This window comes from Advenella sp. RU8 (genome assembly GCF_048381675.1).
GTDB lineage: Bacteria > Pseudomonadota > Gammaproteobacteria > Burkholderiales > Burkholderiaceae_B > Advenella.
In genome coordinates this window covers 107,736-123,250 of sequence record NZ_JBLWIS010000001.1, presented here as the reverse complement: position 1 = coordinate 123,250, position 15,515 = coordinate 107,736, and the positions used below count along the sequence as shown (strand labels likewise).

General features: G+C 48.6%; 14 protein-coding genes. 8 read left to right on the top strand and 6 right to left on the bottom strand.

What is annotated here, in order from left to right:
- Positions 1–53: 53 nt before the first annotated feature.
- Positions 54–1,202 carry an acyl-CoA dehydrogenase family protein gene (locus tag ACM5Q9_RS00550; RefSeq protein ID WP_418142794.1) on the top strand — a complete coding sequence of 383 codons (1,149 nt, stop codon included), beginning with the start codon at positions 54–56 and terminating at the stop codon, positions 1,200–1,202.
- A 23-nt stretch (positions 1,203–1,225) separates the two neighbouring features.
- Positions 1,226–1,654: a PaaI family thioesterase gene (locus tag ACM5Q9_RS00545; RefSeq protein WP_418142793.1), complete on the top strand. Its 429-nt coding sequence runs from the start codon at positions 1,226–1,228 to the stop codon at positions 1,652–1,654.
- A gap of 506 nt (positions 1,655–2,160) precedes the next feature.
- Here the strand turns inward: ACM5Q9_RS00545 and ACM5Q9_RS00540 are convergent.
- Entirely contained in the window at positions 2,161–2,988 is an 828-nt protein-coding gene (locus ACM5Q9_RS00540) for an IclR family transcriptional regulator (protein WP_418142792.1), read from the bottom strand.
- 379 nt (positions 2,989–3,367) lie between these two features.
- Between ACM5Q9_RS00540 and ACM5Q9_RS00535 the strand changes: the two genes are divergently transcribed.
- The 3 genes from ACM5Q9_RS00535 to ACM5Q9_RS00525 are packed head-to-tail and all read left to right on the top strand — an operon-like array spanning position 3,368 to position 6,294.
- Positions 3,368–4,333, top strand: coding sequence for an NAD(P)H-dependent flavin oxidoreductase (locus ACM5Q9_RS00535; RefSeq protein WP_418142791.1), 966 nt, complete (start codon positions 3,368–3,370; stop codon positions 4,331–4,333).
- Between the two features lie 54 nt (positions 4,334–4,387).
- Positions 4,388–5,143 carry an enoyl-CoA hydratase-related protein gene (locus ACM5Q9_RS00530; protein ID WP_418142790.1) on the top strand — a complete coding sequence of 252 codons (756 nt, stop codon included), beginning with the start codon at positions 4,388–4,390 and terminating at the stop codon, positions 5,141–5,143.
- Entirely contained in the window at positions 5,140–6,294 is a 1,155-nt protein-coding gene (locus ACM5Q9_RS00525; protein ID WP_418142789.1) for an acyl-CoA dehydrogenase family protein, read from the top strand. Before ACM5Q9_RS00530 ends, ACM5Q9_RS00525 begins: the two co-directional genes overlap by 4 nt.
- 669 nt (positions 6,295–6,963) lie before the next feature.
- Here ACM5Q9_RS00525 and ACM5Q9_RS00520 read toward each other — a convergent pair.
- Positions 6,964–7,920, bottom strand: a complete 957-nt coding sequence (locus ACM5Q9_RS00520; RefSeq protein WP_418142788.1) for a LysR substrate-binding domain-containing protein — start codon at positions 7,918–7,920, stop codon at positions 6,964–6,966.
- Positions 7,921–8,102: 182 nt separating this feature from the next.
- On the opposite strand from ACM5Q9_RS00520, the gene ACM5Q9_RS00515 reads away from it, so the two are divergent.
- Both ACM5Q9_RS00515 and ACM5Q9_RS00510 read left to right on the top strand, forming a co-directional pair.
- Positions 8,103–8,807: a pirin family protein gene (locus ACM5Q9_RS00515; protein ID WP_418142787.1), complete on the top strand. Its 705-nt coding sequence runs from the start codon at positions 8,103–8,105 to the stop codon at positions 8,805–8,807.
- Positions 8,808–8,906: 99 nt separating this feature from the next.
- Positions 8,907–9,500 (top strand): nitroreductase family protein, encoded by a 594-nt coding sequence (locus ACM5Q9_RS00510; RefSeq protein ID WP_418142786.1) that lies wholly within the window; start codon positions 8,907–8,909, stop codon positions 9,498–9,500.
- 179 nt (positions 9,501–9,679) lie between these two features.
- Here the strand turns inward: ACM5Q9_RS00510 and ACM5Q9_RS00505 are convergent, their stop codons facing one another.
- Both ACM5Q9_RS00505 and ACM5Q9_RS00500 read right to left on the bottom strand, forming a co-directional pair.
- Positions 9,680–10,648, bottom strand: coding sequence for a tripartite tricarboxylate transporter substrate binding protein (locus tag ACM5Q9_RS00505; RefSeq protein WP_418142785.1), 969 nt, complete (start codon positions 10,646–10,648; stop codon positions 9,680–9,682).
- A 251-nt stretch (positions 10,649–10,899) separates the two neighbouring features.
- On the bottom strand, positions 10,900–11,874 hold the full coding sequence (locus ACM5Q9_RS00500) for a tripartite tricarboxylate transporter substrate binding protein (RefSeq protein ID WP_418142784.1): 975 nt from the start codon (positions 11,872–11,874) through the stop codon (positions 10,900–10,902).
- A 217-nt stretch (positions 11,875–12,091) separates the two neighbouring features.
- Between ACM5Q9_RS00500 and ACM5Q9_RS00495 the strand changes: the two genes are divergently transcribed.
- Entirely contained in the window at positions 12,092–13,051 is a 960-nt protein-coding gene (locus ACM5Q9_RS00495; protein ID WP_418142783.1) for a Bug family tripartite tricarboxylate transporter substrate binding protein, read from the top strand.
- Between the two features lie 207 nt (positions 13,052–13,258).
- On the opposite strand, the gene ACM5Q9_RS00490 is transcribed toward ACM5Q9_RS00495, so the two are convergent.
- Both ACM5Q9_RS00490 and ACM5Q9_RS00485 read right to left on the bottom strand, forming a co-directional pair.
- Positions 13,259–14,401, bottom strand: coding sequence for a methionine aminotransferase (locus tag ACM5Q9_RS00490; protein ID WP_418142782.1), 1,143 nt, complete (start codon positions 14,399–14,401; stop codon positions 13,259–13,261).
- 29 nt (positions 14,402–14,430) lie between these two features.
- Positions 14,431–15,210 (bottom strand): ABC transporter substrate-binding protein, encoded by a 780-nt coding sequence (locus ACM5Q9_RS00485; protein ID WP_418142781.1) that lies wholly within the window; start codon positions 15,208–15,210, stop codon positions 14,431–14,433.
- Positions 15,211–15,515: the final 305 nt, after the last annotated feature.

Genomic DNA, 15,515 nt, shown 5'->3' with positions numbered 1-15,515 from the left:
CAATATTGAACCCACTTACCTGAACTTAGTAAACGAATATCTGGAGCTTTTCCATGGATTTTAATTTCACAGAAGAACAGCTGGCGCTGGAAGATACCATCAGCCGGTTTATTAACAAAGACTATGCTTTTGAAGCAAGAAGAAAACTGGTCGCCAGTGACGAGGCCTATGACCGCAATGCCTGGAATACCTACGCCGAGCTGGGTATTTTAGCCCTGCCATTTCATGAAGACCTGGGTGGCCTGAACGGCACGCCGCTGGATACTTATCTGGTCATGAAAGCCCTGGCACCCGGTCTGATTTTAGAGCCTTATGTAAGCACCGTCGTGCTTTCAGGCGGCCTGATTAACGCGCTAGGCACAGCGGAGCAAAAAGAAACACTCATTGCCGGGATTGCCGACGGTTCCGTCACCTATGCCTTTGGCCATTACGAACCCGGCTTCCGTTACCTGGAAAAAATGGTGTCCACTACCGCCACGAAGTCGGCCAATGGCTGGGTGCTGAACGGACACAAAGCCATGGTTATTGACGCTCCCAGCGCGAGCCAGCTGTTGGTATCAGCCCGCACCAGTGGCGCAACCGGCGATGAGCAAGGGATTAGCGTTTTCCTGCTGGATCCGGCCACCCCCGGCGTGACACTGAAAAAGTATAAAACCCATGACGGCCATTATGCCGCCGATATCGTTCTGGACAATGCCGAAGTACCCGCCAGTGCCCTGCTGGGAGAAGAAGGACAGGCCCTGCCCGCGATTATGGATGCAATTGCCCAAACCAACGTGGCCTTGTGCGCCGAACTGGTTGGATTAATTAAAGCTTTGAATGATGCCACCCTTGAGTATCTGAAAACCCGCAAGCAGTTTGGCGTGGCGATTGGCACTTTCCAGGCCTTGCAGCACCGCATGGCAGATATGGCAATTGCCGCTGAACAGGCCAATTCAATGGCGCTGCTGGCTGCGATTGAGATGCAAAACGAAAGCCTGCAGCACCGGATTTTCAAGGCATCAGGTGCGAAGGCTTATATTAGTCAGCTGGCTCGCAAGGTTAGCCAGGAAGCGGTGCAGATGCATGGCGGCATGGGGGTGACCGATGAGCTGAATGTGGCGCATTTTTACAAGCGTGTTAATTTGATTAACACGATGTTTGGCGATCACGATTTCCATATGCAACGCTATAGTGATATGCTTGATGTCCCTTTGAATTAACTTTTTTACATACTAATAACACCATGAGCAATCACGATATTCCCAGCGGGTTCCGTTTGTTGAACAGGAACAGCCCTTTTTCAGATTTGACGGGTCCTTATTTCGAACAGGTTGATGAGAATGGCAAGCATACTGTTTTAGGTGTCCGCCTGACTCATGAGCATTTGAATAAGATCGGGGTAGCCCATGGTGGCACGATGATGACGATTGCCGATAATGCTTTCGGTGATGCGATTTTGGCCCATTATGACCATCCGGTGTCTTTTGTGACGGTGACGTTAAACAGCGAGTTTATGTCACCGGCCAGGGAAGGCGATTGGGTGGAGGCACGGGTCAAGATTCATCGTGCCGGCAAACGGATGATTTTTGCCAGCTGTGCGCTAACGGTTGAAGGCAAGAATGTGTTTAATGCCAGCGGGGTGTTTTCACTGATTGAAAAGCGCCCAGCTTAAGCGATTCAGCGTCTCGTACCGGTAGCTCCCATGCTCCAGCGTGAGAGCCCACTAGTTCCAATGCTTTAGCGTGGGAACTCATAATCAGTTGACTCTCACTCGGGCATACATAAATCAAACTCGTTGCAAACAACGTGCGCCAAGCACCACCCCCACTTTGCTCCGACGCCGCTTCGCGCCGAAGTCGCTGCAGTGGGGGTGGTGCTTGGCGCACTTGCGTTACTTCAGAGTTCAGAAGAAAATTTATCTTAAGCCGCACTGCCTATTCTGAAATGCCTAGGGAGTTCACACGCATAGCACGGGAACTGGATTACAGCCAAAAAAGAAATTGATCTGTGAGTCAGCCTTCTTGAAACTGACAAAGCGGGGATTCATCTTGCAGGTGCGGCGACTTCGGCGCGTAGCGGCGTCGGAGCAAACCTGCAAGATGAATCCCCGCGCTGTTTATTAAGAAACCAGGCGTTACCACGCAGGAGTGTGGCAACGAAGCCCTGGCTTGAAGCCCCCTACACCTGCCCCATGGATTCTTTCAGCCGCTGCACAATTCCCTGCAGCCGCGGACGGACTTCTTCAAGCAGGAAATCAGCAGACAAGCTAAAAGACGGCCCGCCACAGCTAAGCGCCATAATGGGATAATTGGGACCCAAATTCACACCCACAGCAATCGCATTCACGTCTTTTAACCAATCGCCAAAAGAACACGTGCACCCCAAGCGCTCATAATCTTGCATTGCCTGGTTAATCCCGGCAATAATCGCTTCACTTGACTGCTCATCCAGCTCTTGCACACGCTCTATAATCTCGTTACGCTCGGCCTGGCTAGACTCAGCCAAATACGCCCTTCCCATCGATGACGTGGCAATTGGAATGCGGGCCCCCACATCAAGACTTAGCGTAAGCGCCGAGCGGCTGCGACAATTTTCTATATACAGCATTGAAAGCCGGTCACGCGCGCCCAGCGTTACCATACCCTGGGAAAAATCAGCCACCTCTTGCATCAGCGGACGCGCCAACTGGCGAATATCCAGTTTGGCCAGCATACCCACCCCTAACGACAAAGTCGCCATGCCCAGACGATATTTGCCACTGGTTTCATCCTGGGTTAAATAACCCAGTTTAATCAGCGTGGAAGTAAGCCGTGAAACCGTTGACTTGGGCAAACCGCAGCGCAGGGCAATTTCCTGGTTGCTGAGCACCTTGTTGCCCGAACGGAAACAGGCCAGGACCTCAAGGCCACGGGCCAGGGCAGTCACAAAATGGCGGTCATCTTTATATTTTTGTATAACGGAATCAGTCAGGCTGACTGAGCTGTTGGAAAGTTTGGATAATGTCATGTTCTTTTATTTATAATCAGGAAACAATTGGCCTTGGCAAACACGGAAAAACACAAATTTGAACCGCTTGCCGGTGCCCTGTAATTTTTTAATGCATGCTACCACACAGTAACAATAATGAAAATATATTTTGCCATGCGGAATTATGGATAGTTACGGAAAAACCGGCACACCCTTTCAACTTCATCTCACCCGATTATGGCATTCATGAAATCTGATTAGCGTAGGGTGATATAAACCGTTAAAATCAGCTATCAGAATAGTTGATTAGGTGAAAAAAACAGTATTCCGTGGCCGGCTAGCCAACAGTTATCCTGGTTTCCCATACCCTATTCTATACCGCATTGCAAAACAACAACTTTATTTTGAGGCATACCTAATGACAAACCCCATCGTTGAAAAACTTCACCAACAAATGACACTCCCCGTTATTTGCTCGCCCATGTTCATCGTTTCAAGCCCCACACTGGTCATTGAACAATGTAAAAGTGGTGTCATTGGGTCTATGCCTGCCTTAAACGCCCGCCCAGCAGAACTGCTTGATGACTGGCTGGCACAAATCACCGAAACCCTTGATGATGTGCGAACCAAAGAGCCCGAACGCAAAGTAGCGCCTTTCGCCATCAACCAAATTATTCACGCGTCAAATGACCGGCTGGACAGCGACATGCAAACCTGTGCCAAGCACAAGGTTCCCATGATCATTACCAGCCTAAGGGCGCCCGATGACGTGGTTAAGCATGTGCATGAATGGGGCGGTCTGGTTTTCCACGACGTAACCACAATCCGCCACGCGGAAAAAGCCCTGGAAGCCGGTGTAGACGGCCTTATCCTGGTGGCTAGCGGTGCGGGAGGACATGCCGGGAAATTAAGTCCTTTTGCGATTTTGCCCGAAGTACGCAAATTTTTTGATGGCCCGATTGCGCTATCCGGTTCAATTACCAATGGCAGCAGCATTCTGGCCGCCCGTGCCCTGGGCGCTGACTTCGCCTATATTGGCACCCGCTTTATTGCCAGCCATGAAGCCAATGCCGATGAGCGCTACAAAAAAATGATCGTCGAGTCTGCGGCCAAAGATATTTTATACACCCCGTTTTTTACCGGCATTCCTGGCAACTATCTTACCCCCAGCATTATTGCCGCAGGCCTGAACCCCGAAAACCTGACCGAAGAAGAAAAACTGGCCACCAACTTTGGTTCTACCCGGGTCAAGCCCTGGAAAGACATCTGGGGCGCCGGCCAGGGCGTAGGCAGTATTGACTCAATTGAGAGCACTGCTGACATCGTTAAGAACATGCAACAAGAATATGCGGCCGCCCGGCAGCGCATCATGGCAGAACTGTAATCTTATGAACAACCCGTTCGCGAGACTGTCATCCATACCCCTGGCGGAGAACCCATGAGCCCAACTGTTCTGTTATCCGAGCACAATAAGGTGCTGACGATTACCATTAATCGCCCCGAGCGGCGCAATGCCCTGGACTCGGCAACCTATGACGCCCTTACCGAGGCATTTGCATCCGCTACCGGACGCAATGACTTGCATGCGATTATCCTGCAAGGCGCACAGCAATACTTTACGGCTGGCAATGACCTGCGTGATTTCCAAAGCAAACCCGCAGGAGAAAGTCCTGGTCTGCGTTTCCTGAAAGCGCTGGTCAAAACAGATATCCCCGTGATTGCCGCTGTGGAAGGCGCAGCCATCGGCATTGGTGTTACCATGCTGATGCACTGTGATTTTATTATTGCCGCCAGCGACACGACTTTCCGGATTCCGTTTGTCCCGCTGGGATTGTGTCCGGAAGGCGCTTCCAGTGTATTATTGGCACAGTATGTCGGTATCCGCAAAGCCAACGAGTGGCTGTATCTCGGCCAGCCCTTTAGCGCCCAAGAGGCCTTTGAGAGCAAATTCATTAATGAGCTTGTTCCTCCGGGCGAAACCCTGGCTAAAGCAAGTAAAATAGCAAGTACGATGGCTGCACAGTCTTTGTTGTCATTAAAAACCACCAAGTCCCTGTTAAAAAGGACTTTAATCCCGTTGATTAACGAAACCCTTGACTGCGAACGTGAGGCTTTCATCAAATGCCTTGTTTCTGACGAGGCACAAGCAGCATTCCAGCAGTTTTTTACTAAACCAGAGAAGTTGAAATCATGATTAGAGATCAAGAAACCCAGACATTATTAGAGGACAGCCTTCGTCGCTTTATTAACGAAGTACTCGTCCCAGCCGAGGAGCAAGTCGCGGAAACTGATCAAATCCCCGCGGAAATCATTGAGCAAATGAAAGAACTGGGCCTTTTTGGCCTGACCTTGCCCGAAGAGTACGGTGGCCTGGGTTTGACAATGGAAGAGGAAGTGCGCATTGGCTTTGAACTGGGCCAAACTTCTCCTGCTTTCCGTTCTTTCATCGGTACCAATAACGGCATTGGCGGCTCTGGTATTATTATCGACGGCACACCAGAGCAGAAAGAAAAGTACCTGCCTCGCATGGCAGCCGGTGAACTCATTGGTTCATTTGCCCTGACCGAGCCTGAAGCAGGTTCCGATGCAGGCTCCCTGCGCACCACTGCGGTTCGTGATGGTGATTTTTACGTACTGAACGGCACCAAACGCTATATTACCAACGCTCCCCATGCCGGTATTTTCACGGTCATGGCACGTACTTCCAACGAAATCAAAGGCGCTGGTGGCATTTCCGCCTTTATCGTTGAAGCCAACACCCCCGGCTTGTCATTAGGCAAAATCGACAAGAAAATGGGCCAGAAAGGCGCACATACTTGTGACGTGATTTTTGAAAACTGCCGTATTCCTGCCAGCCAACTGATTGGTGGCGTGGAAGGCGTTGGTTTTAAAACAGCGATGAAGGTGCTGGATAAAGGCCGCCTGCATATTTCTTCTATTGCAACCGGTGCCGCCAAACGCATGCTGCGCGATGCCCTGAATTATGCAAAAGACCGTAAGCAATTTGGTCAGCCTATTGCCAATTTCCAATTGATTCAAGGCATGCTGGCAGACAGCAAAGCCGAAATTTACGCTGCCGAGTGCATGATTCTTGATGCCGCCCGTCGTCGTGATGCCGGTGAGAATGTTTCTGCATTGGCTTCTTGTGCCAAGTATTTCTCTACCGAAATGTGCTGCCGCGTAGCCGACCGTGCCGTTCAGATTTTTGGTGGTGCCGGTTATGTATCTGAATATGGCATCGAACGTTTCTACCGCGATGTTCGTTTGTTCAGATTGTATGAAGGTACTTCACAGATCCAGCAAGTGATTATTGCCAAGGATTTGATCAGGAATGATTCTATCTGAGTCTGATTGGATGCATTCATCTGGTTAGAGGCATTAACCTGGTTAGAGCCATTAATCTGACTAGATACATTAACCTGACTAGATACATTAACCTGACTAGATACATTAACCTGATTAGATGTTGATGCGCAGTCTGTGACTTCATGTCCAGACTGCGTTTTCCATTCCCCTCTGTGGAGGGGTGGCAGGCGAAGCCTGACGGGGTGGTTGCATAAAACAATCAAACATTCAAACGAAGCGACAGGGTGGTTGCATAAAACAATCAAACATTCAAACGAAGCGACAGGATGGTTGCATATAGCAACGGGCTGATTGAATAATTTCTTGGCGAATATTTTTCTGAATTCTATTTTTATAGCGGTGCGGAAAGTGCTGTCCCCTTTGCTCCGACGCCGCTACGCGCCGAAGTCGCTGCAGGGGACAGCACTCTCCACACCTTTTGCCAGTTTTAGGAAATTATGCACACAGCCATTTTTATACTGAAATTTGCTTGTTTATAGTACCGGTGGCTAATAGAACTCATACCTATGAAACATAAAAAGCGCAATCATCCTGCAGATGCAGCGACTTCGGCGCGCAGCGGCGTCGGAGCAAAGCTGCAGGGTGATTGCGCGCCGCCAGCCAAGAACCCAAAACCATCAAAAAAAACAACAACCAATTAAAAATCCGTCAAGCAATCTGAAAAAGCTGCGGCCGTTTATACAACTGCATTCTGGTAAAAGCCACCATACGCTCAAACAAATCGGGCCTTGTCAGCCTTTTCTGCCACCAAGCCAATGCCTTCCCTGGCGACTCATTTCGCCACGCAACATAAAAAGTCTCAATTGGCTTCGGAATATTCACTTCCTTTTCAACCAGCAAGCGCTGCCGTACCGCCTCTTCGACATAAGGCGCTGGCAAAAACCCAAACCCAAGGCCTGCCAACTGATACTCAAACTTACTTAACAAATTAGGCACCGTAATACTGGACTGACCCGAAAGCACACCTACTGTTCGGGCAGGCAACCTTCTGGCAGAATCGGACACCACAATGGCATGGTGGGCCAGCAAATCAGCCTGCGTCAATGGACGATCAAGTTGCGCCAGCGGATGGCTGGGTGACACCACAAAACCAAATGGCATCTGCCCAATCAAATGCGTATGGAACCCGCCACTTATTGTAATGTTATCAATCGTGACACCAATAAAAATATCGGTCCGCCCATCCTGAAGGGATTCCCACGTACCAGACAGCACCTCTTCGGAAATCCGAATACCCGTTTGGCTGGTTTCCTGATGAAAAGCCTGCAAGTCATCCTTCAGGCAAAGCGAAGAAAACATGGTATTGATACCAATTCGCAACTCGGTTTCCCATCCGCTGGCAACGCGCTGCACCCTGTTCTCAAGCTCGGCTGCCGCTTGCATGAGCACCCTCCCCTCTTTCAACAACTCACTGCCAGCACGGGTCAGGCTGATTTTAGGACCACTGCGTTCAAACAATTTAACGTCCAGGTTTTCTTCCAGCTTCTGTACCGTATAAGAAACAGCGGAAGGCACCCGGAACAACTCCTTGGCAGCACCGGCAAACGAACCATGCCTATCGATTGCATCCAGCAAATGCAAGGCATCCAGACTGATTTTGAACATGACAAATCCTTAATTGGTTTTCTTCTGGTGATTATATTCAAATTTTTTGATGATACCCCACAAAACATTCCGTTTTTCAAACCGGACTAATTACATCATAATACCCACATACCGAATTTAAACAGCTTTTATAAGAAACATAGATTTTCAAATAATCTGATCTTATATTTAAGGAATATGACATGTTATCTATTACCAGAAGTCATGAACGAGGGCACGTCCAGCACGGCTGGTTAGATAGCCATCACTCATTTTCATTTGGCAGCTACTACAACCCCAAGCAAATGGGTTTTGGACCGCTGCGCGTAATTAATGAAGACAAAGTAGACCCAGGCCAAGGCTTTGGGACGCACGGCCATGAAAACATGGAAATTGTCAGCTATGTGCTATCAGGTGCACTTGAACACAAAGACAGTATGGGTAATGGCTCTATTTTGCGCCGTGGCCAAATTCAGCGCATGAGTGCCGGAACTGGCGTCTTGCACAGCGAATTCAACCCTTCAGCCAATGAAACCGCACATTTTCTGCAAATCTGGTTATATCCCAACCAAAAAGATATTGAGCCAAGTTATGAAGAAGCGGTCTTTGACGATGAAGCCAAACAAGACAAGTGGTGCCTGATCGCCTCTGAAACCGGCGAGCAGGGCTCAGTGCGCATTCATCAAGATGCTAAACTGTATGCCGGCATTTTCAACGGGAACCAGGTATCAGAATATACCCTGGCCAATGACCGTATTGCCTATATCCATGTCGTTAAGGGCGACATCACCATTAATGGCCAGGAACTGCATACCGGTGACGCGCTTAAACTGTCTGCCGAACCGCTGGTGCAAATTCAGCAAGCCAGTCATGCCGAAGTCATATTATTTGACATGAGCGCCAGTTAAACTGGCGGCCATGAACAGTTTACTTGCCATGTCAGGTTCCGAATGGCAAGAAAAAAATGAACAGGAACTACATAATTATTTTTTTCAAAAGGGTTAGACATGAGTTTTTTAGATAAATTGAAATCCCGCCGCAGTATCTACGCACTGGGCCGCAACGTCACCGAAGACAACAGCACTATTGAATCCGTCATCAAGGAAGCCATCCGCAACTCACCTTCCTCTTTCAACTCACAAAGCTCGCGTGCCGTGATCCTGTTCAACGCTGAACACGAGGCTTTCTGGGAAATTGTTAAAGACACCCTGCGCGCTATTGTGCCTGCAGACGCCTTCCCTGCCACTGAAGCCAAAATCAACAGCTTCAAGGCAGGTTACGGCACCGTTCTGTTCTTTGAAGACCAAAACGTGGTCAAAGGCCTGCAAGAGAAATTTGCCGCTTATGCAGACAATTTCCCGGTATGGTCAGAGCAGGCTTCAGGCATTGCCCAGCACGCTGTATGGCTGGCTTTGGCAGACCACAAGATTGGTGCTTCACTGCAACACTACAACCCAATCATTGACGAACAAACCCTGACCCGCTGGAACCTGCCCGCGAGCTGGAAACTGCGCGCGCAAATGCCTTTCGGCAGCATCGAAGCACCTGCTGCTGAAAAAGCATTCATGGATGACGCAGAACGTTTCCGCGTTTTTGCCTGATTTTTGCATGCCAAACAACTGGTGGCGAAGCGCTCCGCACCCGGTTGTTCAGGCAGGCAATTAGCCTTATAGCTTCCTGCGCCTTGCGCAAGCATTTATAGCGCTTTTGCCACAGCAAATAATCAATAAAAAAGTCCAGCCATTTGGCTGGACTTTTTTTAACTGAACAACAACGTCAATTACTCGTTGCCCATTCTTTCGATAACGTCTTTTTCATTCTCAAAGTTATCGATCGCAAACTGGGTGTAAGCCTTGTTGTCCATATAGTAGGTTCTTACACCGTAATCTTTAATGACCTTCAAGAAGACAGGATCTTCCATGGCAGCTTTCACAGCCAGATCCAGTTTCTCAACAATTTCCTGTGGCAAACCTTTTGGACCAGCGATACCCAATGGAGACGGAATAACCACTGAATAGCCTGCTTCGGTTAAAGTTGGAACATCCGCATAGGCCTCGGGGCGTTTTTCTGCCGCAACACCCAAGACACGCAACTTGCCAGACTCCATGAATGGAATAATCACGTTGGTAGACATAACCGCATCCAAATGCCCACCCATCAAGGCTCCGATGGCTTCAGAGTCTGATTTGTAAGGAACGTGGGTAACTTCAACGCCCGCTGCCTTGGCCAATTCAACAATGGCCACGTGGTTGCCGGAATAACGGCCAGGGGAACTGATTGTCAACTCACGGGGCTTTGCTTTGGCCTGCTTAAGCAGATCATCAAGCGTTTTATATGGCGAGTCCGCATTAACACCCAGCGCGAAGTCATAACTGGCAAAAGCCGCAATATAACTAAGATCCTTGACGGGGTCGTAACGGGTTTTCTGCAAGTAAGGCTGGCGGAAAATACCTACTGGCGTCAAGGCCAGTTTGTAGCCGTCTGGCTTGGTATTAACCATTTCATTAGCGCCCATGGAGCCGGCAGCGCCTGGTTTGTTCTCTACCACAATGGTTTGCCCAAGCTGACGTTCCATACTGTTGGCCAGCGCACGACCGATCAGATCGGTGGTACCGCCGGCAGCATAAGGAACAACCAATGTAATAGGCTTGCTAGGGTAATTTTCAGCACCCTTCGCCATGGTTACTGGGGTAAAAAAAGCAGCGCCTATGGCAGTGCTTAATACAGCCAATTTACAAAATCTTTTCATTTATTACTATCTCCTGCTTCCATTGTCGGAATAATATCAGGCACAGCGCCCGGTAAGTAAACTAAGCATATCTGCATATTCTATCATCAGACTCGCTGACTGAATCAACGCTGATTGAATCAACATTATAAAACCATGTTTCGCATCGTGGAATGATTTAGCGCAAGAAACTGAAATTGAGCCAAGCAAACTCAAACCCTACCCTTGTGGGCAGGGAGCCAATGTAATGACTGATATTCCCCCTTAACAGATCAGGATTCCTGTTTCATCCTTTCTACAATACTGCGCTCCTCGTCGAATGTCTTGCGCGCAAACTCTGTATACTGGGCGGCATCCATATAGTCGGTTCGAATGCCATAGTCTTTAAGGACTTTGGTAACTGCCGGGTCATCCATGGCCACTTTTACCGCCTTCTCCAGTGTAGCCACAATATTTTCAGGCAAGCCTTTGGGACCTGCCAAACCCAGTGGAGAACGGATCACGACGGGATACCCCAGCTCTTTAAGGGTAGGATAATCGGCAAAGGCGTCGGGACGTTCTTCGGCAACCGTTGCCAAAATCCTGACCTTGCCCGCCTGCACAAAGGGAATCACGCTATTGGACACGACCGATGTTTTAATGTGCCCGCCCATAAGCGCCCCCACGTTTTCAGCATCGCCCTTATAAGGGATATGGGTAAATTTTGCATTGACCGCTGTACCCAGTTCAGTCATGACCACATGATTGCCGGTAAATCGTCCCGGTGTTCCATAGTCGATGTCACCCGGATTTTTTCGAGCATGCTCCACCAACTCTTTAATGCTTTTAATCGGAGAATCGGCCGCCACGGAAATAGTAAAGTCGTATTCTGCAAAGGCGGCAATATAAGTTAAATCCTTGATGGGATCATAACGGGTTTGCTGCAAATAAGGCTGGCGAAAAATACCCACCGGCGACAAAGCCAAACGATAACCGTCAGGACGGGTGGTCACCATTTCATTGGCCCCCATGGAACCGGCCGCCCCCGATTTATTTTCAATCACCACGGTCTGCTTAAGCTGGCGAGAAAGGCTGTCTGCCATGGCCCTGGCAATCAGGTCAGTCGTACCACCAGGGGCGTAAGGTACAATAATGGTAATGGGTTTGGAGGGATAGCTGTCTTGGGCAAACGCTGGCGCCCCAAACACGAGGCCCGCAATCATTACGGGCAAGATGACGGGTTTAATTACTTGCAACTTGAACTTCATGTCTCACTTCCTGATTGTTTTATTTTTATAAAAAATTACGGCAACCAAACGCTTATTTAAGGTAATAAACAGATAGCGGAACCATTTCATGCATACATCAAGGATTTCCACTCTTGAATCAATCATAGTTGGATTTTTTCATTTAAAACATCTATCATTAACCCTAATAAATAAAATTAAGTTTCGCTATGCAGAACAAACCAAGGAGACCTCAACAATGAAAAAAGTGGTATTGGCAACATTGACCGCGCTTAGTCCGCTTATATTTACACAAACAGCAGTCGCCCAAGATAAGTGGCCATCCAAGCCTATTACAGTGATTGTGCCTTACACCCCTGGCGGTTCTACCGATACGGTATCGCGGGTGGTTATGCAGAAATTGTCTGACCGCCTGGGACAAACCATTGTGGTAGAAAACAAGCCCGGCGCCAACAGTACCATTGGAACCGCACAGGTAGCCCGCGCAAAGCCCGATGGCTATACATTTGTAACGGTATTGGCCGCTTATTCCGCCAATCCTCATTTGTATAAACTCACTTATACCAATGATGATTTCGCGCCGGTTTCGCATATTGCCGATTTGCCGTTGTTCCTGTTTACCAGCAAGAAACTGCCGGTTAATTCAGTGCAAGAACTGGTTGAGTATGGCAAGAAAAATCCGTTGAATTATGCCTCAAGCGGCATTGGTTCCAGTGCGCATTTAACCGGCGCGCATTTTGCAAAAATAACGGGTCTTGAGATGAACCATATCCCCTATAAAGGCAGCGCTCCTATCCTGGCAGATTTGTTAAGCGGACAGGTTTCCATGGTATTTGACCCAATCCTGGTACCCATGCCTTATGCAAAAGAAGGCAAGTTGAATGTGCTGGGTGTGACGTCTTTAGACAAGTATGAAGGCGAAGAGTCGGTGCCTACGCTGGACGAATCTGGTTTCAAGGGCTTCAAGATGAATTCATGGGTGGCATTGCTGGCACCAGCGGGCACCCCTGAAGAGATTACCAATCGGGTTTCAAAGGAAATTGCCGAGGTGGTTAAAGACCCAGAGGTGATTAAGAAGTTCAAGAGTGCGGGTTTTGTGCCAGTTGGCAGTACACCGGCAGCATTGAGTGAGCTGATTAAAAAGGATTCCGAGCTATATGGAAATATTGTGAAAGAATCTGATATTAAGGTTCAATAAGACTGCAGATTTTATTTGCTACCGGTGTGCGCTAATTACCGCCGGTACTCATTCCCACGGTCCGCGTGGGAATGCAGACCTGCACATACCATGTATTCACTCACATGCAGAAACGCATTCACTCCCACGCAAGAGCGTGGGAGTGAGCACGAGCCGAAGTCGCTGCGCCGGGCTGCCCTTACCACACCTATAACAAGCTTAAAGAATTTAAACCTCACACAAACGCCGTGCGCCTTCCAGCAGTGTTTCGTCATCTTTGGAAAACGTCAACCGGATTACTGCCTGGTCAGTGCCATCTGAATAAAACGCCGACAATGGCAAGGTAGCCACGCCATGATCCACAATGAGTTTCCTGACCATGTCCACATCAGACAAATCACTGAAATGCCCAAAACCAGCCAGCATGAAATAGCCTCCCTTGCTGGGTAACAACTCAAACCGGGAAGACTTCAACGCTTGCACCAGCAAATCCCGCTTTTCCTGGTAAATGGTAGATAAAGTCAGGTAATGATTGGGCTGCTCCATAATGGCAGACAGCGCATACTGCATAGGCGTGTCGGCCGGGAACATTACATACTGCTGAACCTTGCGGATTTCCTGCGTAAGAAAAGCTGGAGCCACGCAATAAGCAACATGCCAGCCACTGACCTGAAACACCTTGCTAAACGACGTGACTACAATAGAACGCGCGGCCAGGTCTGGGTAAGAGGACATTGAACGATGCACGTCCTCATCAAAAACCAGATGCTCGTAGACCTCGTCAGACAAGATAATAATATTGCTGTCTTTCACCAATGCTTGCAAAGCCTGCACATCATCTTCAGACAACACCGATCCCGTCGGATTATGGGGTGAATTGATGATAATCATGCGGGTCCTGGCATTGATTTTGGCTTTTACCTGATTCCAGTCTGGCTTAAAATCTGGGGCTTCCAGCCTGATGGCCACCGGTACAGCGCCCTGCATGCAAATCATCGCCGCATAGCTGTCAAATGAAGGTTCAAAATAAATCACCTCATCACCTGCATGCACAACCGCGGCAATGCTTGCAAACAAGGCCTCTTTGGCACTGGGCATCACCGTTACTTCAGTGTCGGGATGGTAGCTATGGGTATATAGAAATGAAATCTTGTCGGCAATTTTTTCACGCAAAGCCATTAACCCCGCCCATGGTGCCTGCAAGCTGCCTTCTTCCTGCATGGCTTCATGGGCATTTTCAATAAGCTCTTGAGAGAACGGAAAATCAGGGGTACCGTGCGCCAGGTTGATGGCACCATATTGCGTTAATAAATCATCGGTAGCACTGAAAATATTGCCACCGGTAGAGGCAAACTTGGACTTTATCTGCATAATGACATCCTGGCGTTAAAGGTGGCTGATTACTTCGCTACCCAATTGGCATTGAAATACTTTTCTGACAGTTTGCCTATAGTACCGTCATTTTTCAACTCCTGAATGGCGGCATCCAGGCGTTGTTTTAACGCTTTATCATTTTTACGCAAACCAAAAGCAATACCCTCACCAAAAATATCCGGGTCATGCAACAAAGGTTCAACCAACTCATACTCGGCACCTTCAGGGCGATTCAGGAAACTTTCCAGGGCGCTCGGACTATTTTGCACTGCCCCGTGAATACGGCCATTAGCCAGATCCTGATAAATTTGGTCTTGTGCAGCGTAAGACACGATTTTCACGCCCTTTTTACCCCAGTGCTTGCGCACAAAGGCTTCCTGAGAAGAACCCTGCAATACGCCGATTGACAGATCTTTCAGGCTTTCTGGAGTTGGCTGCAAGCCTGAACCTTTTTTAACCAACAACTGGCTGGGGACCACATAAACGGGCTGGGTAAAGTTAATAACCTTTTGACGGGCTGCCGTAATGTCCATGGCAGAGTTGATGAAATCGAACTTGCGTGCATTCAGGGCGGGAATCAGGCCATCGAAACTGGTTTCTTCCCATTCACAGGTGACCTGCATTTTGGCACAGACTGCCTCCCCCAACTCGATATCGAAACCAATCAGCGTACCATCGGGGGCCTTGCTTTCGAAGGGTGGATAAAGCGCCTCTACGCCAATTTTTAATGTTTCGTTGGTCTGGGCCACACTGGTAACAGAGGCCATGGCAAGCATGCCAGCCAAAATCAAAGGTTTGATATTCATCTATTTTCCTACAAAAAAACCTCTGCTTGCACAGAGGTTGATCGTTTTATAACATGTGTCGATACAGTCTGCGCCCCCTGCCCTGGCAGAAAACACCAGCCTGAACCGCTAGCGAGTAACAATAAGGCTACACGCAATTAATGGATTGATCAACCGTTTATGGGCCACAAACCCATACCAGGCAACAAGCCTTGCCAACATCCGTAACAAGATAAAGAAACAGTGACGAGACGCAACTATTTTCCATGCACATTGATTCTGAACAAATAATTATATAAAAATATATTATATTATTTTATATAATA